This window comes from Marinobacter sp. ST-43, from assembly GCF_030541085.1.
In the GTDB taxonomy this organism is placed as follows: domain Bacteria; phylum Pseudomonadota; class Gammaproteobacteria; order Pseudomonadales; family Oleiphilaceae; genus Marinobacter; species Marinobacter nauticus.
The window spans coordinates 59,189-79,737 of the sequence record NZ_JASSVO010000001.1 but is presented as its reverse complement, the minus strand read 5'-3'; the positions used below and the strand labels follow the sequence as shown (position 1 = coordinate 79,737).

22 protein-coding genes are annotated in these 20,549 nt (G+C 58.7%); 2 read left to right on the top strand and 20 right to left on the bottom strand.

The annotated features are described in order from the left end of the window. The first annotated feature begins 211 nt into the window (after positions 1–211). Positions 212–850, top strand: coding sequence for a uracil phosphoribosyltransferase (gene upp, locus QPL98_RS00375; protein WP_011785453.1), 639 nt, complete (start codon positions 212–214; stop codon positions 848–850). Between the two features lie 2 nt (positions 851–852). Next, positions 853–2,109 carry a uracil-xanthine permease family protein gene (locus QPL98_RS00370; protein ID WP_303292433.1) on the top strand — a complete coding sequence of 419 codons (1,257 nt, stop codon included), beginning with the start codon at positions 853–855 and terminating at the stop codon, positions 2,107–2,109. 52 nt (positions 2,110–2,161) lie between these two features. Here the strand turns inward: QPL98_RS00370 and flhB are convergent, their stop codons facing one another. The 20 genes from flhB to QPL98_RS00270 all read right to left on the bottom strand — a co-directional run bounded on the left by flhB (position 2,162) and on the right by QPL98_RS00270 (position 20,428). After that, complete coding sequence (gene flhB, locus QPL98_RS00365; protein WP_303292432.1) at positions 2,162–3,298, bottom strand: flagellar biosynthesis protein FlhB; 1,137 nt, start codon at positions 3,296–3,298, stop codon at positions 2,162–2,164. 2 nt (positions 3,299–3,300) lie between these two features. Next, entirely contained in the window at positions 3,301–4,086 is a 786-nt protein-coding gene (gene fliR, locus QPL98_RS00360; protein ID WP_303292737.1) for a flagellar biosynthetic protein FliR, read from the bottom strand. A gap of 4 nt (positions 4,087–4,090) precedes the next feature. Further along, positions 4,091–4,360 carry a flagellar biosynthesis protein FliQ gene (gene fliQ, locus QPL98_RS00355; protein ID WP_011785457.1) on the bottom strand — a complete coding sequence of 90 codons (270 nt, stop codon included), beginning with the start codon at positions 4,358–4,360 and terminating at the stop codon, positions 4,091–4,093. A gap of 9 nt (positions 4,361–4,369) precedes the next feature. After that, positions 4,370–5,131, bottom strand: a complete 762-nt coding sequence (gene fliP / locus QPL98_RS00350) for a flagellar type III secretion system pore protein FliP (protein ID WP_011785458.1) — start codon at positions 5,129–5,131, stop codon at positions 4,370–4,372. A gap of 4 nt (positions 5,132–5,135) precedes the next feature. Further along, positions 5,136–5,585, bottom strand: a complete 450-nt coding sequence (fliO, locus tag QPL98_RS00345) for a flagellar biosynthetic protein FliO (protein WP_014421041.1) — start codon at positions 5,583–5,585, stop codon at positions 5,136–5,138. A gap of 1 nt (position 5,586) precedes the next feature. After that, a complete protein-coding gene (gene fliN, locus QPL98_RS00340; RefSeq protein ID WP_014421040.1) occupies positions 5,587–6,087 on the bottom strand; it encodes a flagellar motor switch protein FliN in 501 nt (166 codons plus the stop codon). Further along, positions 6,080–7,078 (bottom strand): flagellar motor switch protein FliM, encoded by a 999-nt coding sequence (fliM, locus tag QPL98_RS00335; RefSeq protein ID WP_022991617.1) that lies wholly within the window; start codon positions 7,076–7,078, stop codon positions 6,080–6,082. The genes fliN and fliM overlap by 8 nt, the downstream gene beginning before the upstream one ends. 42 nt (positions 7,079–7,120) lie before the next feature. Further along, positions 7,121–7,621 (bottom strand): flagellar basal body-associated protein FliL, encoded by a 501-nt coding sequence (locus QPL98_RS00330; protein ID WP_011785462.1) that lies wholly within the window; start codon positions 7,619–7,621, stop codon positions 7,121–7,123. 181 nt (positions 7,622–7,802) lie between these two features. Beyond that, entirely contained in the window at positions 7,803–8,987 is a 1,185-nt protein-coding gene (locus QPL98_RS00325; RefSeq protein WP_303292431.1) for a flagellar hook-length control protein FliK, read from the bottom strand. A 97-nt stretch (positions 8,988–9,084) separates the two neighbouring features. Continuing rightward, a complete protein-coding gene (locus tag QPL98_RS00320; RefSeq protein ID WP_222179975.1) occupies positions 9,085–9,435 on the bottom strand; it encodes an Hpt domain-containing protein in 351 nt (116 codons plus the stop codon). Between the two features lie 23 nt (positions 9,436–9,458). Then, positions 9,459–11,183 (bottom strand): fused response regulator/phosphatase, encoded by a 1,725-nt coding sequence (locus tag QPL98_RS00315; RefSeq protein ID WP_222179974.1) that lies wholly within the window; start codon positions 11,181–11,183, stop codon positions 9,459–9,461. Between the two features lie 10 nt (positions 11,184–11,193). After that, entirely contained in the window at positions 11,194–11,499 is a 306-nt protein-coding gene (locus QPL98_RS00310; RefSeq protein WP_014421036.1) for an STAS domain-containing protein, read from the bottom strand. A gap of 137 nt (positions 11,500–11,636) precedes the next feature. Continuing rightward, on the bottom strand, positions 11,637–12,080 hold the full coding sequence (gene fliJ, locus QPL98_RS00305; protein WP_011785467.1) for a flagellar export protein FliJ: 444 nt from the start codon (positions 12,078–12,080) through the stop codon (positions 11,637–11,639). Next, a complete protein-coding gene (gene fliI, locus QPL98_RS00300; protein WP_011785468.1) occupies positions 12,080–13,471 on the bottom strand; it encodes a flagellar protein export ATPase FliI in 1,392 nt (463 codons plus the stop codon). The genes fliJ and fliI overlap by 1 nt, the downstream gene beginning before the upstream one ends. Next, positions 13,452–14,342: a flagellar assembly protein FliH gene (locus tag QPL98_RS00295; protein WP_141067566.1), complete on the bottom strand. Its 891-nt coding sequence runs from the start codon at positions 14,340–14,342 to the stop codon at positions 13,452–13,454. The genes fliI and QPL98_RS00295 overlap by 20 nt, the downstream gene beginning before the upstream one ends. Further along, complete coding sequence (gene fliG, locus QPL98_RS00290; protein ID WP_011785470.1) at positions 14,342–15,385, bottom strand: flagellar motor switch protein FliG; 1,044 nt, start codon at positions 15,383–15,385, stop codon at positions 14,342–14,344. Before fliG ends, QPL98_RS00295 begins: the two co-directional genes overlap by 1 nt. Beyond that, a complete protein-coding gene (gene fliF, locus QPL98_RS00285) occupies positions 15,378–17,084 on the bottom strand; it encodes a flagellar basal-body MS-ring/collar protein FliF (RefSeq protein ID WP_228223357.1) in 1,707 nt (568 codons plus the stop codon). The genes fliG and fliF overlap by 8 nt, the downstream gene beginning before the upstream one ends. Before the next feature lie 15 nt (positions 17,085–17,099). Continuing rightward, on the bottom strand, positions 17,100–17,468 hold the full coding sequence (gene fliE, locus QPL98_RS00280) for a flagellar hook-basal body complex protein FliE (RefSeq protein WP_011785472.1): 369 nt from the start codon (positions 17,466–17,468) through the stop codon (positions 17,100–17,102). 255 nt (positions 17,469–17,723) lie between these two features. Next, the gene (locus tag QPL98_RS00275; protein WP_303292430.1) at positions 17,724–19,169 is read right to left on the bottom strand and encodes a sigma-54 dependent transcriptional regulator; all 1,446 of its coding nucleotides are present in this window, start codon (positions 19,167–19,169) and stop codon (positions 17,724–17,726) included. Between the two features lie 23 nt (positions 19,170–19,192). Next, positions 19,193–20,428, bottom strand: coding sequence for a PAS domain-containing sensor histidine kinase (locus tag QPL98_RS00270; RefSeq protein WP_303292429.1), 1,236 nt, complete (start codon positions 20,426–20,428; stop codon positions 19,193–19,195). Positions 20,429–20,549 lie beyond the last annotated feature (121 nt).

Here is a 20,549-nt window from a genome sequence, read left to right as displayed (position 1 = left end):
TCCACGTATCTGTGCCTGCGGGCATTTTCCGGGTCGAAAATCTGACACCAGGGGTCGCTTTCCGGGTGGTATCGCAAGAACCGTACCAGCCCTTGCAAAATTTGACGTCTGCGCACCTTTCAACGCCTGACGCAGCGGCCCAGATACGGTATCCTTTCGCCATTTGCATTATCCCGATTCAAGCCAGAAACCCGAACACACAGGTGACCCCATGCCGATCCACGAAGTGAAGCACCCTCTGATCCGCCACAAGCTCGGCCTCATGCGCCGCGCCGACATCAGTACCAAAAACTTCCGAGAGCTGGCACAGGAAGTTGGCGCGTTGCTGACTTACGAGGCCACCAAAGACTTCAATCTTCAGGAGAAAACCATTGAGGGCTGGGCCGGCCCGGTCTCCGTGGAGCAGATCCACGGCAAGAAGGTAACCATCGTGCCCATCCTCCGCGCCGGTCTGGGCATGCTGGACGGCGTTCTGAGCCTGATTCCGGTGGCCCGGGTGAGTGTGGTTGGCCAGATCCGCAACGAAGACACCCTCGAAGCGGAAACCTACCTGGAGAAACTCGTGGGCGAGCTGGATCAGCGCATGGCCCTGATCATTGATCCGATGCTGGCCACCGGCGGCTCCATGATTTCCACCATCGATCTGCTCAAGAAAGCCGGCAGCACCGAAATCCGGGCGCTGGTTCTGGTGGCCGCACCAGAGGGCGTGGAGAAGGTTCTGGAAAAACATCCGGACGTGTCCATCTACACAGCGTCGGTGGATGAGCGCCTGAACGAGAAAGGCTACATTCTGCCGGGCCTGGGCGATGCCGGCGACAAGATCTTCGGCACCAAGCAGAAGGACGTCTGAGCATGCACGACCATAACAACGATCCGGTCTGGAAACAGGCCATTGCCGGCTCACAGATGCTGCTGGTGGCTTTTGGCGCCCTGGTGCTGATGCCACTTATTACCGGCCTGGATCCGAACGTCGCCTTGTTCACCGCCGGCCTGGGCACCCTGATCTTTCACATTGTCACCGGTGGCCAGATCCCGATTTTCCTGGCCTCATCGTTCGCGTTTATCGCACCGGTACTGGCCTCCAAAGGCCGCTTTGGTCTGGAAGAAACCCTGGGCGGCCTGATGGCCGCAGGCATTCTGTATATCATTCTGTCCGGCGCGGTTCGTCTGCGCGGCACCGGTTTCGTTACCCGCCTGCTACCTCCGGTGGTGATTGCACCGGTCATCATGACCATCGGCCTGGGGCTCGCGCCAGTAGCTGTGTTTATGGCCACGGGCAAAACCGGTGACGGCCAGACCCAGCTGATCCCCTACAACACCGCCATCTGGATTGCCATGATTTCCCTGGCCGTGACCATCATCATGTCGGTCTGGGCCAAGGGCATTTTCCGGCTGATTCCGATCATGTTCGGCGTCCTCGTGGGGTACGTTCTCTCTGCCATCATGGGCATTGTTGACACCACCCCCATCCAGCAGGCTGAGTGGCTGGCGATGCCAAACTTCGTAGCGCCGGCGTTCAGCTGGGGCGCTATCCTGTTCATGATTCCGGTCGCCATCGCACCGGCCATCGAACACATCGGCGACGTTCTGGCCATCGGTAACGTTACCCGCAAGAACTATCTGGAAAAACCGGGCTTGCACCGTACCCTGCTGGGTGATGGCCTGGCCACCAGCGCTGCCTCGCTGCTTGGCGGTCCTCCCAACACCACGTATTCCGAGGTAACCGGTGCGGTGATGCTGACCAAGAACTTCAACCCGAAAGTTATGTGGTGGGCGGCGGTGGTTGCCATTGTTCTGGCGTTTGTCGGCAAGTTCGGCGCCGCGTTGCAGACCATTCCGGTACCGGTTATGGGCGGCATCCTCTGCCTGCTGTTCGGTTCAATCGCCGTTGTGGGCCTGAATACCCTGATCCGACATCAGGTGGATCTGTCCCAGTCCCGTAATCTGGTGATCGTAGGCGTGACCCTGGTCTTTGGTATCGGCAACATGGCGCTGGGCCAACTGGAAGGCATCGCCCTGTGCGCAGTGGTTGCCATCATCCTTAACCTGATCCTGCCGGGCGAACGGGAAGCCTGGGGCAAGCGGATTCACGAGCACGAATCCAGCTGACCCCGCGGAAAGCAATATCCTGCCTCTATTCCGGTCCCCGGAATAGAGGGCTTCAGATATCGCGCCGCATATCGGGCGGAATCGGGAAGTCCGGCATGCCGGGCTTCGGCCCACGGCCCTTGCGGAACTGACGCAGCTGGAAGACGTAGGCCAGCACCTGAGCAATGGCCATGTACAGGCCATCCGGAATCTCTTCACCAATATCGGTATTGTGATACACCGCCCGTGTCAGTGGCGGCGTTCGCAGCACCTCGACCTTGTTCTCCCTGGCAATTTCCATAATCTTGAAGGCCACTTCATCTGCCCCCTTGGCCACCACCACTGGCGCGCCCATGGTTTTCTGATCGTACTTCAAGGCCACGGCATAGTGGGTGGGGTTGGTAATCACCACATCGGCCTTGGGAACGTCCTGCATCATCCGACGTTGCGCCATCTCCCGCTGAAGCTGGCGAATCTTGCCTTTGACTTCCGGCTTGCCCTCGGTGTCCTTGTACTCGTCCTTGACCTCCTGCTTGGTCATACGGAGCTTTTTCTGGTGATCGTAGATCTGGAAGGGTACATCGATGGCGGCAATGGCAATGGTGGCGCAGGACAGGAAGAAGAAACTCCAGCCCAACGTCCACAGTACATGCTCTATGGCCGGAACGGTGGGCTCTTCGGCGATGGCGAGCAGATCTTCTGTACGCAGGTTAAGAATCAGGATGGCGACTGCCATCACCAGCCCCACCTTGGCAATGGCCTTGACCAGCTCGATCAGGGAGCGCATGGAGAACATTCGCCCCAGGCCTTTGATCGGATCCATCCGGTTGAATTTCGGTGCGATGGCCTTGGCACTGAACAGCAGACCGCCAATGCCAATGGAGCCGGCAATGGCGGCAATCAGCAACATCACCAGTATCGGTGACAGCGCCCAGGCGGCCTCTTTGGCCGCCAGTATCAGTTGAACACTCATATGCCGGGTATCAAAAATTGCTGAGCGCTCGATTACGAAGGAGTCGCGCATGATGGACTCAATAGATGCGCCAAGCGACGTACCAAAAATCAGAAGCCCGCCAGCACCGGCCAGCAATACCGCCATGGTGGCCAGTTCCTTGGAACGGGCCGTCTGACCCTCCTCCTTGGCCTTCTCGAGGCGTCGGGGGGTAGGCTCTTCGGTTTTTTCCTGACTGTTGTCGTTCTCTTCGGCCATGGTCAGGGTTGCCCTTGCAGAGCGCGCATGAAATCAAACGTTTCCCGCGTGTACTGATCGAAGTGTGGCAGGAAATTGGCGTGTAAGACCCAGATAGCAAACAACCCAAAAATCAGGCCAATCGGAAAGCCGAGGGCGAAGATGTTCATCTGAGGCGCCGCACGGGTCATTACACCGAAAGAGATGTTCACAATCAGAACCGCAGTCACGGCCGGCAATGCCAGCAACATGGCAGAGGCAAACATCCATGAAATGCGATGGGCCAGCGCCCACACACCATCCTGCCCCAGCCCCTCCAGGCCAATAGGCAAGGTGTAGAAACTCTCGATGAACACCTCGAAGGCCACCAGATGGCCATTCATCACCAGAAACAGCAAAGTAATGGTGATGGTGTAGATCTGAGCCAGCACTGGGACGTTAACCCCATTGGCAGGGTCTACCATGGAGGCAAAGCCCAGGCCCATCTGCATGGCAATCATCTGCCCCGCGATCACAAACAACTGCCAGAGTGCGGTCAGGGCAAAGCCCAGGCCGACGCCAATCAGGATCTGCTGCAGCGTGATGACGAACGCGTCGGCACTGAGGGCTTCCACCTGGGGTACGGCAGGAATCATGGGCGCAATCAGGATGGTCATCAGCAGCGCCAGTCCCAGCCGAACACGGGCGGGCACCAACTGAGTACCGAAGATGGGGATGACCATGAGGAAACTGGCCAGCCGGAATAAGGGCCAGATATGCTGCCCCACCCACTGGCCAATCAGATCTGCACTGAACTCCGCCGGCAGCATGGGCTCAGCCAATCAGATAGGGAATGCGGGAGATCAGCCCATTGGCGTGGTCCAGCAGGGTGGTCAGCATCCAGGGCCCGGCAGCAATGATCACAATCAGTGTGATCAGTAGGCGAGGCAGGAAACTGAGGGTCTGCTCGTTGATCTGGGTCGCCGCCTGAAAGGTACTGACCACAAGACCAATCACCAGGCCCGGCCCGATGATGACGGCAGACAGCAATACAATCAGCCAGAGCGCCTCTCGCAGTATGTCGATAACCGTTTCCGGAGTCATGATTGCCTCCTAGATCCCGTAGCTGGCGGCCAGGGTACCCATGATCAGGGCCCAGCCATCCACCAGCACAAACAGCATGATTTTAAACGGCAGCGAAATGATAATGGGTGACAGCATCATCATACCCATGGCCATCAGAACACTGGCCACCACCATGTCGATGATCAGGAATGGTATAAACAGAATAAACCCGATCTGGAACGCCGTCTTCAGTTCACTGGTGACAAACGCCGGCATCAGAATCCAGAAAGACACGTCCTGCGGTGTTTCATACTGAACATCGGCAATCCTCATGAACAGCGCCAGGTCGTCTTCTCGAGTCTGCTCCAGCATAAACTTGCGAAACGGTTGGCTGGCCAGTTCCACCGCCTCCAGTGAAGTCACCTCTTCCTGCAGGTAAGGTTGCAGGCCCACCCGGTTCGCCTCTTCCAGTACCGGCTTCATGATAAAAATGCTCAGAAACAGCGCCAGCCCCAGCAAAATCTGGTTGGAGGGTGTGGCCTGTAGCCCCAGAGCCTGACGAAGAATCGCAAAGACCACGATGATCCGGGTAAACGAGGTCATCATCATCAGCATGGCCGGCAGGAAGGTCAGCGCGGTCATCAGCGCCAGGATCTGCAGGGTTACCGAGTACTCCTCGGTGCCGTTCTCGCCGGGCTCAACCGTAAATGCCGGAATGCCGGGCAGATCAGCCTGGGCCAGGGCGGGAAGACAAAGGCCGGCAATCAGCGCAAGCCAGGGAAAACCGCGTTTGAGAATGGCCACCACCATGACGTTAGTCTTTCCTCTCTGGCGCTGACCAGGATTTGCCAATCATGGACTGCAGCTTGCGGGCGAAGTCACTGGAGCCGGCATTGCCGGCATCCACCACCGGCTGATCAAATACATGCAGGGTCCTGATCGTGCTGGGAGTAATACCAAGCAGAATCTGCTGCTGCCCCACTTCCACCAGCGCAATACGTTCCCTGGCACCGATAGCCAGCACAGACACCACCTTGATGGCGTTGTTGTTCATACCGGTCATGCCGCCCATCCGACGGATCAGCCAGGCACAACCATAAATGATGGCCACCACTGCCAGCAGGCCCGCTCCCAGGCTCAGTATCGTCGCCACAGTATCCGGGGCACGCCCACCAGAGGTGGCGATTTCGCCCGCCTTTGCCGTTTCCTCGGCCAACAGCGGCAGCGGAGCCCACAACAGCAACCAGCCCGTCAGTCTTGTCATATTATTTCTGCAGCCGTTTGATTCGCTCGCCCGGGCTGATCACGTCCGTCAACCGGATACCAAACTTCTCATTGACCATGACCACCTCACCGTGGGCGATCAGGGTGCCATTGACCAGCACATCCAGTGGCTCGCCCGCCAGCCGGTCCAGTTCGATCACCGAGCCCTGGTTCAGCTGGAGCAGATTGCGTATCGGAATCTGGGTGTTGCCCACTTCCATGGAGATGGTGACGGGGATATCCAGGATCACGTCGATGTCCGGAGACTCGCCACCACCAGCGCCCTGGTCCGCGCCAAACTCCTCCATGGGCGCGGTACGCACGTCCTGGCGTTCGGCTTCAGGTTGGTCGTCGCCACCTTCAGCCTCAGCCATAGCCGCTGCCCACTCGTCTTCCCGGGAGCCCTCTGCATCGCCAGACTCGTCCATTGCCGCTTCCCACTCGGCCGCCAGCTTTTCGTCTTCGCTGAGTTCCTGCTCGTCTTTCTTGTCGTCGTCAGCCATTGCGTCCCACCTTCAGTTGTTTCTTTACCTTGGGCAACTTGGCCCGGTCGTGAATCCTCAGCGCCAGCTTACCGTCGCGGGTGCCCAGCGTTGCCTTGTAGATTGGAATACCATTGGCGGTCACCGTCAGGTGCTCGGGAATCTCTACCGGAATCACATCGCCAGCTTTCATCCGGGCAATGTCACGCAACGATATGCGGCGCCGGCAGACGGTGGTATTGATGGGCACATTGACCTCTTTGATGTCCTCCTGCAAGGCGTTTACCCAGCGTTCGTCGACATCATCAACATCACTCTGCACACCCGCATCCAGCACATCGCGGATTGGCTCGATCATGGAATACGGCAGTGCGAAATGAAGTTCGCCGCCCCCCCCATCGAGTTCAATATGGAAGGTGCTGACCACGACCACTTCGCTCGGGCTGACGATGTTGGCCATGGCCGGGTTGACTTCCGAGCTGAGGTATTCGAATTCCACCTGCAAGACCGCATGCCAGGCTTCTTTCATATCGTGGAAGACCTGATTCAGTACCATTTGCACAATTCGGGTTTCAGTCGGTGTGAATTCCCGACCCTCGATCTTGGCATGGCGGCCCTCACCACCGAAGAAGTTGTCCACCAGTTTGAACACCAGCTTGGCGTCCAGCACGAACAGGGATGTACCGCGTAACGGGCGAACCTTGCACAGGTTAAGGCTGGTGGGTACGTACAGGGTATGGATGTACTCACCGAACTTCATGATCTGGACGCCGCCGGTGGAGACATCGGCATTGCGGCGCAGCAGGTTGAACAGACTGATACGGGTATAGCGGGCAAAACGCTCGTTGATCATCTCGAGCGTTGGCATGCGGCCACGGACGATCCGATCCTGGCTGGCGAGGTCGTAGTTCTTTACGCCGGTATCATCGGTCTCTTCATAGGTATCGATGTCACCATCATCCACCCCGTGGAGGAGGGCATCGATCTCGTCCTGTGACAGTAAATCCTGCATACCTGTTCCTGCCCCTAACTGTTGGTTATCCGTCCGGTATGATTACTGAACCACAAAATTCCGGAACAATACCCGGTCGATTGCCGGCTCCCCTTCCTGCTCCAGCACCTGATTCACAGTCTGCAGCATGCTGTCGGCCAGCGTCTGACGACCTTCCGGCGTTTGCAACTGCATGAAGTCGCTGCTGCCCAGCACCATCACCAGTTGGCTGCGGATAAGCGGCATATGAACGTCAGCGGCGGCCAGGGCAGCAGGATCTTTGGCTTCGAATGATACATAGACCTGGGCATAGCGCTGTCGACCCTGAGCCTGAACGGTGGTCACCAGGGCTTTCTCAATTTCGGTATAACTGCTGGCGACAAACGCGGGCTCTGCCGAAGTCGTGGTTTCGGCGTCATCTGCGCCGGGCAATCCTCCGCCCAGGAACCAGAGTGTCCCGACCACGGAAAGGCCCACCGCCAGGATAATGATGATCACCAGCATGATGATCAGTTTCAGCTTGCCTTTTTTGGCAGGCGCTTCGGTCGCAGTATTTTCGGCCATAACACTCGCTTGTCACTTTTTTGGCGTCCGGAAAGCTCCGAACAACCTTTCGCTGATGTGATGCAAAGGCCGGGCCAGACAGCCCATCCCCTGTATTCAGAACCGCAGTTTAGCGTTGCCGGAGGGGATGGGCAAAGAAGTCGGAAGACAGCAGGCTGAATTGTTCAGAAATTATCCGGACTCAGGCAAAGACGTCCACTTCACCCCGCCAGCCCAGATCAAGCTGGCCGGTGCTCAACGACTCTGCATCAGCATCGTGGCTGGCCAGTGATGATCCACCAGAAGACCGACCATCGCCCTCACCGGCCTCACCACTCTCGCCACCGGCCTGCTGACCGCCCTGGTCAGAGACATCAAACTGCCCCAGGGACAACCCCTGTTCACCCAGCATGTCGCGGAGCCGGTGGGAGTGCTGTTCGAGCTGCTCCCTCACCACCGGGTTGGCCGCATGCACAGTGACGCTGGCCTGATCGTTGTGGACTTTCACCTTGACTTCCATTGGCCCCATATCCGGAGGCGTGAGGTGTATTTCGGCAACCGACATATTGCGGGCGGTCAGCCAACTGAGCTTGCCCATGACCTTGTCGCCCCACTCCGCCTGTCCAACCGGCACATCCACCGAGGTGGTGTAGCCCCGGAGCGGAATGTTGGCGTCCGCAGCCAGTTTTCCGGGCTGTGCTGCCTGCTGCGCTGCGGTTTCCATTACACTCTGGAATCTCGGATTGGAGAGCAGACTGGTCGGATCAACGGGGCGGGCGCTCTCAGCGCTCGTCGCACCGGCAAGCAGGTCGGTTAGCTGCATGCCCGGAGCCAGAGCGGTGCTGCCTCCCCCGGCAGTTGTTTGCCCCGGCAGGCCCTTGATCAGTCCGGAAGTGGCCTGAGTTCCTGTGAGCGCCATATTTGAAGCCAGGCTCTCAGGCCCGCCCGTACCGGATTGGTTGGCGGTTGCAGGATACAGCGACTGAAGATTGGCGAATGTCAGGGGCACCAGCGGTTCGGCAACGACCAGGGCATCGTCTGCCTCAGTATCGCCGGTATTGCTGGTGTCACTGGCCGAGGAAGGACGGGCCGGTGAATCGGAGTCCGCTACCTGCTTTTGGTCAGTGGACGTATCGTTTTTTTCGGGCCGGGTACTGGAGGCTTCGGCTTTCTCATCAGCCCGGTCGGCTGCCTTGCGTTCCTGCGCGGCATCAGCCTGATCCCGACGTTCGGCGCGCTTGGCATCCATCCGCTTCTGCTCGGCCCTGGACAGCTCGTCAAAACGACTGTCACCGGCCTCCGGGTCCTTCCGGCCCTGCGATTTCGCTGCACCGACCTCTGGCTGACTCGTTTTCGCCGGTGCCTGGGGAAGTATGGTCTGTTGCATGGCAACCTCTTGCCGCTTTAGATCTCAGGTAGCCCCTGTTCGGAGCGTTTTCCCGAAAGCTGCAAAAGCGGTGCCAAACCTTCACACAGGGTGACGTTCAGGCCTCCTGGCCAAAGTTCAGCAAACGTCGAGCCACCTCCGAAAACTCGGCCTCAATCTGTTCAAGCACTGCAGGGGCCTGTTCCAGAGTGGCGTCCTTGCCCAGTTGCTCGGCCTCAAAACACAGGCCTCCGAGCCTGGGAGCACCGATATTGATGCAACTGCCCTTGAAGCTGTGCGCGGTCTTGGCGAAGTGCTCCGGATCGGCCGTTGCCAGCGCCTCCCTCAGGCCGTCAATGCGTGAACGGGAGTCTGCCAGGTAGGTCTGGATCAGGACATCAAACTCGTCTTCCATCACATCCTGCAGTTCGGCCAGCGCCTCCACGTCAAGATGGGGTTTGTCGTTCATTCGCTATCCTCGTTTGTCGGCACTCAGGCGCCACTGATTATGGCCGCGTCGGGGAACCACCAATCATAGACGATTTCCACGCGATTGCCCCGGCCGTGAACCTTGAGATTTCGCGTCATACGCCGGAGGATTTCCAGCCCCCGGCCCGCGTATCGGCCGGTTGAAGCCGCCTGCTGTTGCATCACTGTGTCAGAATATTCAGCAAAATCAAAACCATCACCACTGTCTTCACAGACAACGGTAAGGGTACCTCCGCCCTCCCTGGGCTGATGCTCAAGAGAAAACCGTATGAAATGCCCATCGGTGCTCCCCAGTCTGCGCGTTCGCTCCTGGTAATAGCGACTGAAACCGCCAGGTGACGTTTTCCACTCTGAGGACAGGGCCAGAACACCGTGCTCAAGGGCATTGTTGTAGAGTTCCGACAACAGGGTGTAGACCTCACCGCTGCGGCTCCTCAGTCCGGGCACTTCCATACAGATATGCAGTAAAAGCGGCAGTGGGTTGAAGTCTGCGAGAGTCTGTTCCCTTAGCTCATAGACGCAGCGCCAGTCCGCCGGGCCCGTCAACGCCGATTCAGGAATCTTGTCGGGCATTGCCTCTGGCGCCTCCGCCCGGACCATTTGCAGGCAGCAGAGCGTCAGGTCATCAGCCAGCTCTGGCTTCCCGGTGTGCTGCTGCATTCTCTCCAGCAGGGCCTCGAACGGCTCCTGCCCTGCTTCCAGACCCGCCAGAACGCTCAGGACACCTTCCTCGCCCAGGCTTTCACCGCCACTATTGGGCGCCTCGGGGAGCCCGTCGGTCATCATCACCAGCCAGTCGCCCGGTGCCGCATCCAGCACGGTCATGGAGGCCGAAAACTGGTCCGGCTCCTGAACGCCCAGCGGCAGATGCCGGGACGGAATGGCGACGCGGTCGCCTGCGGCACGCAACAGCCAGCCATCCGGCAAGCCACCATTCCAGACACGCAGGCTGTTGTGTTTGAAGTCAGCCTCAACCATCAAACCACAACAGAACATGCCTACCGGCAGTATTCGCCGAAGCTTGCGGTTGATTTCCCGGAGGACATCCGGGGCGCCGAAGCCTTTGGCTGCCATCCCGTAGAAGATTTCAGCAACCGGCATGGCGCCGATGGCAGCAGGTAATCCGTGCCCGGTGAAATCACCCAGAAACACCAGAGTGCCGCCCCCGGGGCGCTGAGCAGCAAACAATACATCACCGTTGAAAACCGAGAGGGGGGATGCATGGTGGCGGATGTTGGGGGCATCCAGACAACCGGTATGGGCAATGTTATCGAACACCCGCCGCGCCGTGCGCTGCTCGTCCAGCATCTGCTGATTCTGGCGCCGAATATGGTCACGCTGGTCCGACAATGCCTGGTGCAACCCCCTCATACGATTAAACGCGTTGATCTTCGCTTCAAGAATCACGCGATTGTAGGGTTTGACGAGAAAGTCGTCGCCGCCGGCTTCAAGACACCGGGCCAGATCGCCCGCCCCCGACAGGGAGGTGAGAAAGATGAGCGGCACCAGGCGCTCGCCTGCCAGAGCCTTGATTTGACGAGCGGCCTCCATTCCGTCCATCCGCGGCATCAGGGCGTCCAGCAACACCAGATCCGGCTGGGTCTCCCGGAACAGATCCACCGCCTCGGTACCGTCTTCGGCTTCAATCACGGTATGGCCCAGGCGGCTTACCAGCCGCGCCAGAATCAACCTGTCGCTGGCACTGTCCTCGGCAAGAAGTACCTTCAAGGGAATCGCCTCAGCGAATGCTGAACAACTGCTCGAAGTTGGAAATGGAGAGAATTCGCCGGACATCGCTGTTGCAGTTCTCGATTGAGATGCGGGCGCCATCTCCGCCGGCATGATCCCTTAACAGAAGCAACATGCCCAGAGCAGAGCTGTCGAGGTAAGTGGTGTCTGAAAGATCAATGACGTAGTGGCTGACGGTGGGTTCGCTGTGCTCGTAGGCATCCCGAAAGGATTGATGGGTACTGAAATCGAACCGACCCTCCACGCAGATCGTGAGGGTCTTGCCGTCATCGCTCCGGCGTGTCTCTATAGGCATTCCTGAACCTCCCGGCACATTCCACCAATGACTTTCCTTCGCTGCCAGCCATTGATGGCAAGCTTATCTGGTAAAGGATAGTCAAATAAACGGAAATTGCATCCGGGTTATCTGATGCAGATCACCGGGGACTACAATTATCGCTGTCGCCGGGCAAAGGCCCGACCGGCAGCTTCGTCCGCCAGTTTCTGGTCTCTGAGATCCTGTTCCCGCTGTTCCTGTTGCCGACAGGACTCAATGTATTTTTCCATACCACGGCGACGTTCCCAGGCCTGTTGCCACTCCCGGCGCCTGGCTTCAAACACCTGTTCAGCCTGTTGCAGCTGCCGCTGTTGCTGGGCAATCACCTGGTCCAACTGGGCGATAAAAGCCTGCCAGGCCTGCAGCCGCGCCACAGGAACAACACCCTGCTGGCTCGCGCGGATCTGGTCACGATACTCCTGCTGATAGCGCTCCAGGTTTTCCACCTGTTCGCGGTGCGCCTCCACCTGCTTACGGGCCTCACCAAGGCGCTCCAACGCTTCCTGTTCTTTCCGCTCTTCAAGGGAGAGGACAACTTCAAGCCGTTTCGATCGCAGCATCAGACATTATCCCGATTGCCGGCGGGGTTCGGCACCGCCGTCTTTCTTCGTTCCGGTGAACGTCGTTCCGGCACTACCGCCATCAGTTGCTCAATCGCCTCCGTGAGGGGAGCACTTTCATTCAGCCCCTGCTGCAGAAACTGGCTCATATTGCCTATGTGCTGGATGGCAAAGTCAGTCTCCGGGTCGGAACCTTTCACATAGGCACCCACACTGATCAGATCACGGGCCTGCTGGTAACGGGAGTAAACCTGCTTGAATCTCTGGGCCCGGGAGAAATGCTCAGAATCAGTCACCTGGGGCATTACCCGGCTGATAGAGGCCTCCACATCAATCGCCGGATAATGGCCTTCTTCCGCCAGCCGCCGGGATAAGACGATGTGACCATCAAGGATGGCCCTGGCTGCGTCGGCAATGGGATCCTGCTGATCGTCGCCTTCCGTCAGAACGGTATAAAACGCGGTAATGGAACCACCGCCGGGTCGGCCATTGCCTGTGCGCTCAACAAGTTGCGGCAGCTTGGCAAAAACCGAGGGCGGATACCCCTTGGTCGCCGGTGGTTCGCCAACGGCCAGGGCGATCTCCCGCTGTGCCTGGGCGTAGCGGGTGAGAGAATCCATTAAAAGAAGAACGCGCTTACCCTGATCGCGGTAGTATTCGGCAATTCGGGTGGTGAGCATGGCAGCGCGCAGGCGCATCAACGGCGAGTCATCTGCCGGAGCGGCTACAACCACGGAACGAGCCAGGCCTTCATCGCCGAGAATGTCCTCGATGAATTCCTTGACCTCCCGGCCCCGTTCACCAATCAACCCAACCACGGTAATGTCAGCATCCGTGAACCGGGTCATCATTCCCAGCAGCATACTCTTACCGACACCACTGCCGGCAAACAGGCCGAGACGCTGCCCCTGCCCTACGGTCAGCAACGCGTTGATTGCACGGATTCCCACATCCATTGACTGACGCACCGGAGCCCGGTTCAATGGGTTGATGATGTCGCCGGTCAGCTGCACTCTGGCCTCTGCCTGCAACGGTCCCTTGCCGTCCAACGGGTCGCCGGCACCATTGACCACTCGCCCCAGCATTTGCGGGCCCACCGGCACCCTGCTGGCCGAGGCCAGAGGAATCACCCGGGCTCCAGGCTTGAGACCTTCGATGGCGGTCAGCGGCATCAGGTAAACCTTATCTTCCTCAAACCCCACCACTTCCGCTTCAACACTGGTGGCGCTATCACCCTGAATCAGACAACGGTCCCCCACCACCATCGGGCAACCCACGCACTCCAGCGTGAGACCCACCATGCGCGTAAGCCGGCCAGACAATTCTGGCGCCGGCTCGTCGCTGATGGCCCCCTGAAGCTGCCGTAACCGTTCAGCCAGGCGTGATGTCATCGTCCTGGCCCTGGTCGTTGAATTCGTCAGACTCGGATTCTGGCGGTGATGTCATGCCCGAATCACTCAGCACATCCCGGTGAAAATCGGTCAGCTCCCCCATACTGGGTGCCAGCTCCTCCTGATCCGGACCGACAGGCTCCGCCAGCTGTTCTTCCAGCATAGCCTGAACCACCCGCTGGAAGCGCTTCTCCACGGTGTAATCCACCAGACTATGGCGCGATTCCACTTTACAGCCACCAGGCATGAGAGAGTCGTCCTCAATGAGGACCGCCGGTGATTCCAGGCGCTCTGTCACTTCCCGTACCGGCTCGATATCGTCGGGGTGAATATGAATGCGGAGATTATCGGCGGTAGAGGGCAGTGACGACAGAGCCCGACGCACCACCTGGCGAATCTGGGATGAATCAATGCTGAGCTCACGGAAGACCACCGCCCGGGCCAATACGGTAGTGAGGTTGACCAGCACCGCTTCCAGCTCGTCTTCATGGCGCTCGATGGGCAACAACAGCTCACCCATCAGATGCTCCAGCCGTTCCATCCGGGAGGCAACTTCCTGACGCGTCTGCTCCGCTGCCTGCTGCTCGCCCTCGCTCCGCCCCTCCGCCTCGCCTGCGGCGTAGCCATCTTTGTGCCCATCTGCGCGACCCTGCTCAAAGCCTTCCGCGTAACCGGCCTGCCGGCCCTCCTGAAAACCGTCCTCGCGGGCAGCCTGGCGAATCTCTTCCAGGTCGGCCGCGGTCAGCGGCTTGACTTCCTCTTCCTCGACAACCTGGTTTCCGCGCTCATCAAGCAGGGGCAATTCCCACCGTTCCCAGGCGGTCATCTGTTCTTTCGGTATGCGCTTGCTGTCCTGATCGGAATCTTTCATCACATCATTTCTTCGCCACTACCACCCAGCGAGATCTCGCCGGCTTCAGCCATACGGCGAGCAACGGTGATAATGTCTTTCTGGGCCGCTTCGACTTCGCTGACCTTGACCGGCCCCTTGGCTTCCAGATCATCCTGCAGCAACTCCGCAGCACGCTTGGACATGTTCTTGAAGATCTTCTCCTTGACGGCTTCGTCGGCACCTTTGAGCGCCACCACCAGCACCTCCGAGGAGACCTCTCGAAGCAGCGCCTGAATACCCCGATCATCAATATCCTTGAGGTTATCAAACACGAACATGAGGTCTTCAATGGTGGACGCCAGATCCGGATCCATGTCTTTGATGGAATCCATCAACGAGCCCTCAATCCCCCGATCCATGAAGTTCATGATATCGGCCGCTCGCTTCACGCCACCAATCCGACTGGTCTGGGAGGCCGCGCCACCAGAGAACTGCTTCTCAAGGATGTCGTTCAGTTCCTGCAGGGCCTGTGGCTGAATGCTTTCCAGCGACGCCACCCGCATCATCACATCCAGTCGCACTTTTTCATCAAGTGTGCCAAGAATTTCAGCGGCCTGGTCCGGGTCTAGGTAGGAGATAACAATGGCCTGAATCTGGGGATGCTCGTAACGGATAATATCGCCCACAGCCCGGGGCTCCATCCACTTAAGAGTATCCAGGCCGGTGGTATTGCCGCCAATCAGGATTCGGTCAATCAGGCTCGCGGCCTTGTCATCACCCAGCGCCTGGGTGAGCATCGCCCGGATATAATCGTCATTACCAACCCCCAAACCGGTCTGGCCGCCGACAGCGTCCACAAACTGGTTAAGCACGTAGGTGACGTCGTCCTTGCTGACGTCTTTCATCTGCGCCATGGCGACGCCAACCCGCTGAACCTCTTTCGGCCCCATGTGCTTGAGCACCTCAGCAGCGTCCGCTTCACCCAGAGACATCAGCAGGATCGCTGCCTGCTCCACTCGCGGAATCTTGCGCTGCGGCTTTTTCGGGGCATCCCCCTGCAACTGGCCGTTTTCTTCAGTCATCGACATTCACCCACTGGCGCATAACCTGTGCAACCCTGGCGGGATCTTCCGCAATCAGGCCTTTGAGTGCATTCAACTGTCTATCATAGCTGTCTGTGGCGCCCGGCAAAAGCAGGTCATCCTGAGACGACATGGCATCGCGTAGTGCCTGCCCGCCTTCAATATCAGCAAGGCCACCATACTCACCCTCTTCTCCGCCTTCACCACGCTCGCGGCGACCGCCACCGGACAGTGTCTTCAGGGTGGGGCGCAGCAAGCCAAGAACCAGAATCAGAATGACCAGTCCTGCCAATACCTGCTTCATCAAATCCCAGAACCAGGGCTGCTCCCAGAAGCCCGGAGCTTCAAACTCCACCGCTTCCTCAGGGGCAAACGCGGTATTCATGACGGTAACGCTGTCTCCGCGGGACGCGGAATAGCCAACCGCATCACGCACCAGCATGCTCAGCCGTTGCAGTTCGGCCTCTGGCCAGGGTTGATAGCTCACCTCGCCGGTTTCCGGGTCGACCACTTTCATGTCATCCACGGCAAGGGCCACGGTCACCCGCTTGACCGCACCCAGCTCCTGACGGGTGTAGCTGACGGTACGATCCAGTTCATAATTCCGGGTGGATTCACTCCGGACATTCACCGGCGGAGCTACAGGAGCGCCATCTTCTCCCGGGGCGGCGGTGGCCTGCTCCGGAACCGTCGCAGCCCCTGGCGGTTGGTTGGCCAGCGCGCCGGGAATACCACCCTGGGCTCCCGCCACACGCTGCTCAGACAACTCGCGCTCACTACGCACCGCCTGTTGCTCCGGATTGTATAATTCCTCGGCACGCTCGACCGCAGAGAAGTCGAGGTCGGCGGTGACTTCCGCGCGGTAACGCCCTTCCCCGACAATCGGGCCAATCAATGAGGCGACACGGCGGGTCAGCCGCTCTTCAACCCTGGACGTGTATTCATACTGGTCTTTCATCCGGTCTGTTTCGGCCTGAACCTCATCGCCCGTCAACAGATTGCCGTTCTGGTCAACCACAGTCACCTGATCCCGGTTCATCATCGGAATGCTGCCGGCCACCAGGTTGACGATGGCCCGAATCTGTTCAGGCTCAGGGCGACGGCCCGCAAACACTTCAAGGAATACCGAGGCGGTCGGTTCACGGGCATCCCGGATAAACACCGAACGCTCGGGAATGGCCAGGTGCACCCGGGCATTTCGAACACCACGCATGGCGGCGATGGTCCGGGCCAGCTCGCCCTCCAGTCCGCGCCGGTAGCTGATGGTTTCCATGAACTGGGACGTTCCCAGACCACGTTCCTGGTCCAGCAACTCATAGCCCATGGTCTTCTGGTCGGTTACGCCTTCAGCAGCAAGCTTGAGGCGCGCGCTATAGACCTGTTCAGACGGCACCAGCAATGCTCCGGTGCGGGGGTCCATCTTGTAATCGATACCGTTGCTGTCGAGGATGGTGGTCACGTCCTGCGGGTTGTAAGCAGACAGATCCCCCACCACCGGCTGGTAATTGGGCTCCTGGGCCCAGAGCACCACAGCTACACCCAGTGCCACGCTGGCGGCCAGCCCGACCATAAGCCCGACCTGGCGCAGCAGATTCAATCGGTTGAATCCGAGCAAAAGATTGCTACGGCTCTCCGGAGTATCAGACTCCTGAGTAGCCGGCAGGTCAGAGGCGGCGGTTTCCGCAGGTACGCTTGCCATGCTGTTGCTCCGTTATCAGATCGGCATATTCATGATGTCTTCATAGGCTCGCACAACCCGGTTACGCACCTGGGTCAGAGCCTCAAAAGACACCGAAGATTTCTGGGCAGCAATCATTACCCGGGTAATGTCCACATTCGGATCGCCCATTTCATAGGCCGTCCTGAGTTCGCTGGCCTGACTCTGGACCTCGTGCACATTGTTGACGGCCTTGCCCAGCATATCGCTGAAGCTGGGAACTTCCTGGGTTTCCTGAACCTGTCGTGGGCCATCGATGCGGCCACGTACGGACTGATCCTGTTCAATCCTCTGGTTCTGCATCATCTGGGTACGCAGATTCCGGATCTCAGACAGAACATTGTTTATGTCGGCACGTTGAACCATCACACTCTCCCGGCGACCCTGTCGGGTCTGTACTTGTTGCTGACTCAAATGAACTGAAAGCAAGCAACAGGCCAGAAACAATTAAACCATTTATTTCAACGGGTTAATAAATCATTGCGCAGCGGAAGGCGTCTGCGCGACAAAGAATTGACAGGGATGAAACCAGACCGAAAAAGAAGACCAGGCAGGCGGGTAAAAAAACGGCACCCCGAAGGGTGCCCGAAGGAGTATAAGGTCGACAACAAAGGCCCTGACTCAGGCCATGGCCAGCTCCGCATCAAGATCGATACCGGCATCTCGCATCTGGGCCAGTTTGTAACGAAGCGTTCGCGGGCTGATGCCCAGTTGCTCCGCTGCCCGGTTGCGCCTGCCACGCTCTTTCTTGAGGGTCTGGATAATAATACGGAACTCCTGTTGGCGCAGATCATCTCCGAGTGAGCCAATCGCCTCATCAGCCGCTGAATCCGCTTCCAGCCCCGCCTCGGGGTCTGGCAAGTCGGCCGCTGGGACCTCAATGGATCTGGCGGAAATGGACGGCTCGGCGGGTGCACCAAAGTCAGAGGCACCGGTAATCCCAACCTCCAGACAAAGATCGCCGGCGTGGATTACATTACCCTGATGCAACACCAGCGCCCGCTGAATGGCATTGTCCAGTTCCCGGACATTACCCGGCCAGGCATGAGCCATCAGTGCCTTACGGGCATCCTCGGCCAGGGTGATGCCGGTCAGCTTCATCTTGCGGCAATGTTTTTTCAGCAGTGAGCGGGCCAGGGGCAGAATATCCAGCGGCCGCTCCCGCAGAGGCTGCCACCGCATCGGGAACACCGTCAATCGATAATAAAGGTCTTCGCGGAACTTGCCCTCGCGCACGTAGTCCGCCAGATCACGGTTTGTGGTCGCCAGCACACGAACATCCAGCTGAATGGTCTTGCGACCACCGACGCGCTCCACTTCCCGCTCCTGCAACACTCGCAGCAGCTTGGACTGCAAACCAAGATCCATTTCGGAAATCTCGTCCAACAGGATGGTTCCGCCATTGGCCTGCTCGAATTTACCTGGGGAGGCTGCAACGGCACCCGTGAATGCACCTTTCTCGTGACCGAACAGAATGGCTTCCAGCATATTCTCCGGAATAGCGGCACAGTTGATCGCGACAAACGGCTCATCCGCTCGGGGTGACTGCTGATGGATATAGCGGGCCAACACTTCTTTACCGGTACCACTCTCACCGGAAATCATCACTGTGGAATCACTGGCCGCCACTTTCGCGGCCAACTGGAACATGCGTTTACTGACCGGATCCTCAGCCACCGGCTCATCGCCAGCCTTTTGGCGGCTTCCGCCCACGACCCTACTGACCGCTTCCACCAGAACCTGAGGCTCAAACGGCTTGACCAGATAATCGATGGCACCGGATTGCATGGCAGACACCGCGTGGCTGATCTGGCCGTACGCGGTAATCAGCATCATGGGCAGCCCCGGATACAAGCGCTGAACTTCCGCCAACAACTCATGGCCGGACATGCCGGGCATATTGACATCGCTGACCACCATATCGACCGGCGCCCGGGCCAGGCTTGCCAGCGCATCTTCAGCGCTGGCCGCTTCCCGCACCTGGAATTTCGCCAGTTCCAGCGTCGTTACCAAAGCTTCGCGCAGGTCGTGGTCATCTTCCACAATCAGAATCTGGGCCTTTGCCATGCTATGCACCTCCAACCTGTTCTTTAAAACCGGGCTGTCAGAATAGGCAGCCGAACTATCGCGTCGGCGCCTTGCTGTCCGGGGGATGAAATCGAAAACTCGCCCTGATGGGCCTTGACCACAGCCTGCACCACGGCCAGCCCGAGGCCGGTGCCATGGGACTTGGTGGTGTAGAAGGCTTCCATAATCCGACCTGCCTCACCAGGCTCGAACCCGGGCCCGTTATCGGAAACCCGGATTTCCAGGCGGCCAGAGGTAGCGGAAACGACGATTGAAACGTCGGCTGCCCCCGCCTCCAGACTGTTATTCACAAGATTGGTACAGGCGCCGACCAGGGCATCGCGATTACACATCAGCCGGCAAGGCGTTTGCACCTGGTTGTCGAGGGTCACTTGCACGCCCGGCGCAAGCTTGAGGCCGTCCACGGCAGACTCGAGTGCTTCCACCAGACGCGACGAATCCAGCTCTTCCGCCAGCCGGGTTTCGCCGCGGGCAAAGATCAACATGTCACGAACCTGCTGTTCCAGGTGGGTCAGGCGAGACATCAGCCGGGAGGCGCAACGTTGACGCAGCTCTTCATCAAGATCCGACTGGCTCAGATGGCCGCCATAAAGAATGGCGGCGGACAGCGGTGTGCGAATCTGGTGGGCCAGGGAGGCAACCATCTTGCCCATGGCAGAGAGGCGCTGGGCATGAGCCAGTTGCGACTGGAGCTGGCGCGTTTCAGTCAGATCGGTCAGCAGGATCAACTGACCCGGCTGATTCTCCATGGTACGGATCTCAATGCTGACCCGGCGACCATCCTTCAGGGACACCTCATGGCCATCATCGTTACGGGGTGCGAAACAGCGGCGGATAACGTCAATCCAGCGCTCGCCCTCCAGTGGCTCGCCCAGCAAGGCAATGGCGGCCGGGTTGCTCTGGCTGACAGTACCATGTTTGTCCAGCACCACCACGCCCGCAGGCAAAGCATTGAGCAAGGTAGACAGGCGATCTGCCAGCTGCTCTTTCTGCTCCAGCTCCTGCTGGCGCTGTCGCGATTCATAAGACAGCTCACCGGACAGCTGGTTCACCCGAGACTCGAGTGTGCGATAGGAATCGGTAATCTGCCGAGACATGCGATTGAACAGTTCCAGCGCAGAATCTACAGCCTCATCGTCCTGCTGTGGAAACAGTGCTGTCACCTTGTCGTTGACATCAGCCGCAGCGTTGGCATCCGGCTGGTGGCGGGACTCCATAACGACATGTGCGTGGCTCATAACCTTTCCCCCTGACAGGCCCGGCGGGGCCATCAATACTTTTGTTCGGAAAGGTTAAAGCTAACAGCGTGCCAATTAGTATTTATTGTTTATTTTCAAACAGTAACGAAATCAACGATAC

Bases quoted from the DNA above. Each gene is read 5' to 3' on its own strand.
- fliN (WP_014421040.1), bottom strand. From the start codon at position 6,087: ATGGCTGACGACGACAAGAAAGACGAGCAGGAACTCAGCGAAGACGAA.
- QPL98_RS00370 (WP_303292433.1), top strand. From the start codon at position 853: ATGCACGACCATAACAACGATCCGGTCTGGAAACAGGCCATTGCCGGC.
- fliJ (WP_011785467.1), bottom strand. From the start codon at position 12,080: ATGCTGCGATCGAAACGGCTTGAAGTTGTCCTCTCCCTTGAAGAGCGG.
- fliP (WP_011785458.1), bottom strand. From the start codon at position 5,131: ATGGTGGTGGCCATTCTCAAACGCGGTTTTCCCTGGCTTGCGCTGATT.
- QPL98_RS00330 (WP_011785462.1), bottom strand. From the start codon at position 7,621: ATGGCCGAAAATACTGCGACCGAAGCGCCTGCCAAAAAAGGCAAGCTG.
- QPL98_RS00310 (WP_014421036.1), bottom strand. From the start codon at position 11,499: ATGCCTATAGAGACACGCCGGAGCGATGACGGCAAGACCCTCACGATC.
- QPL98_RS00320 (WP_222179975.1), bottom strand. From the start codon at position 9,435: ATGAACGACAAACCCCATCTTGACGTGGAGGCGCTGGCCGAACTGCAG.
- fliE (WP_011785472.1), bottom strand. From the start codon at position 17,468: ATGGTTCAACGTGCCGACATAAACAATGTTCTGTCTGAGATCCGGAAT.
- QPL98_RS00275 (WP_303292430.1), bottom strand. From the start codon at position 19,169: ATGGCAAAGGCCCAGATTCTGATTGTGGAAGATGACCACGACCTGCGC.
- QPL98_RS00325 (WP_303292431.1), bottom strand. From the start codon at position 8,987: ATGCAACAGACCATACTTCCCCAGGCACCGGCGAAAACGAGTCAGCCA.
- upp (WP_011785453.1), top strand. From the start codon at position 212: ATGCCGATCCACGAAGTGAAGCACCCTCTGATCCGCCACAAGCTCGGC.
- fliG (WP_011785470.1), bottom strand. From the start codon at position 15,385: ATGACTGAAGAAAACGGCCAGTTGCAGGGGGATGCCCCGAAAAAGCCG.
- QPL98_RS00295 (WP_141067566.1), bottom strand. From the start codon at position 14,342: ATGAAAGATTCCGATCAGGACAGCAAGCGCATACCGAAAGAACAGATG.
- fliM (WP_022991617.1), bottom strand. From the start codon at position 7,078: ATGCAGGATTTACTGTCACAGGACGAGATCGATGCCCTCCTCCACGGG.
- flhB (WP_303292432.1), bottom strand. From the start codon at position 3,298: ATGGCCGAAGAGAACGACAACAGTCAGGAAAAAACCGAAGAGCCTACC.
- fliO (WP_014421041.1), bottom strand. From the start codon at position 5,585: ATGACAAGACTGACGGGCTGGTTGCTGTTGTGGGCTCCGCTGCCGCTG.
- fliR (WP_303292737.1), bottom strand. From the start codon at position 4,086: ATGCTGCCGGCGGAGTTCAGTGCAGATCTGATTGGCCAGTGGGTGGGG.
- fliF (WP_228223357.1), bottom strand. From the start codon at position 17,084: ATGGCAAGCGTACCTGCGGAAACCGCCGCCTCTGACCTGCCGGCTACT.
- QPL98_RS00270 (WP_303292429.1), bottom strand. From the start codon at position 20,428: ATGAGCCACGCACATGTCGTTATGGAGTCCCGCCACCAGCCGGATGCC.
- fliI (WP_011785468.1), bottom strand. From the start codon at position 13,471: ATGACATCACGCCTGGCTGAACGGTTACGGCAGCTTCAGGGGGCCATC.
- fliQ (WP_011785457.1), bottom strand. From the start codon at position 4,360: ATGACTCCGGAAACGGTTATCGACATACTGCGAGAGGCGCTCTGGCTG.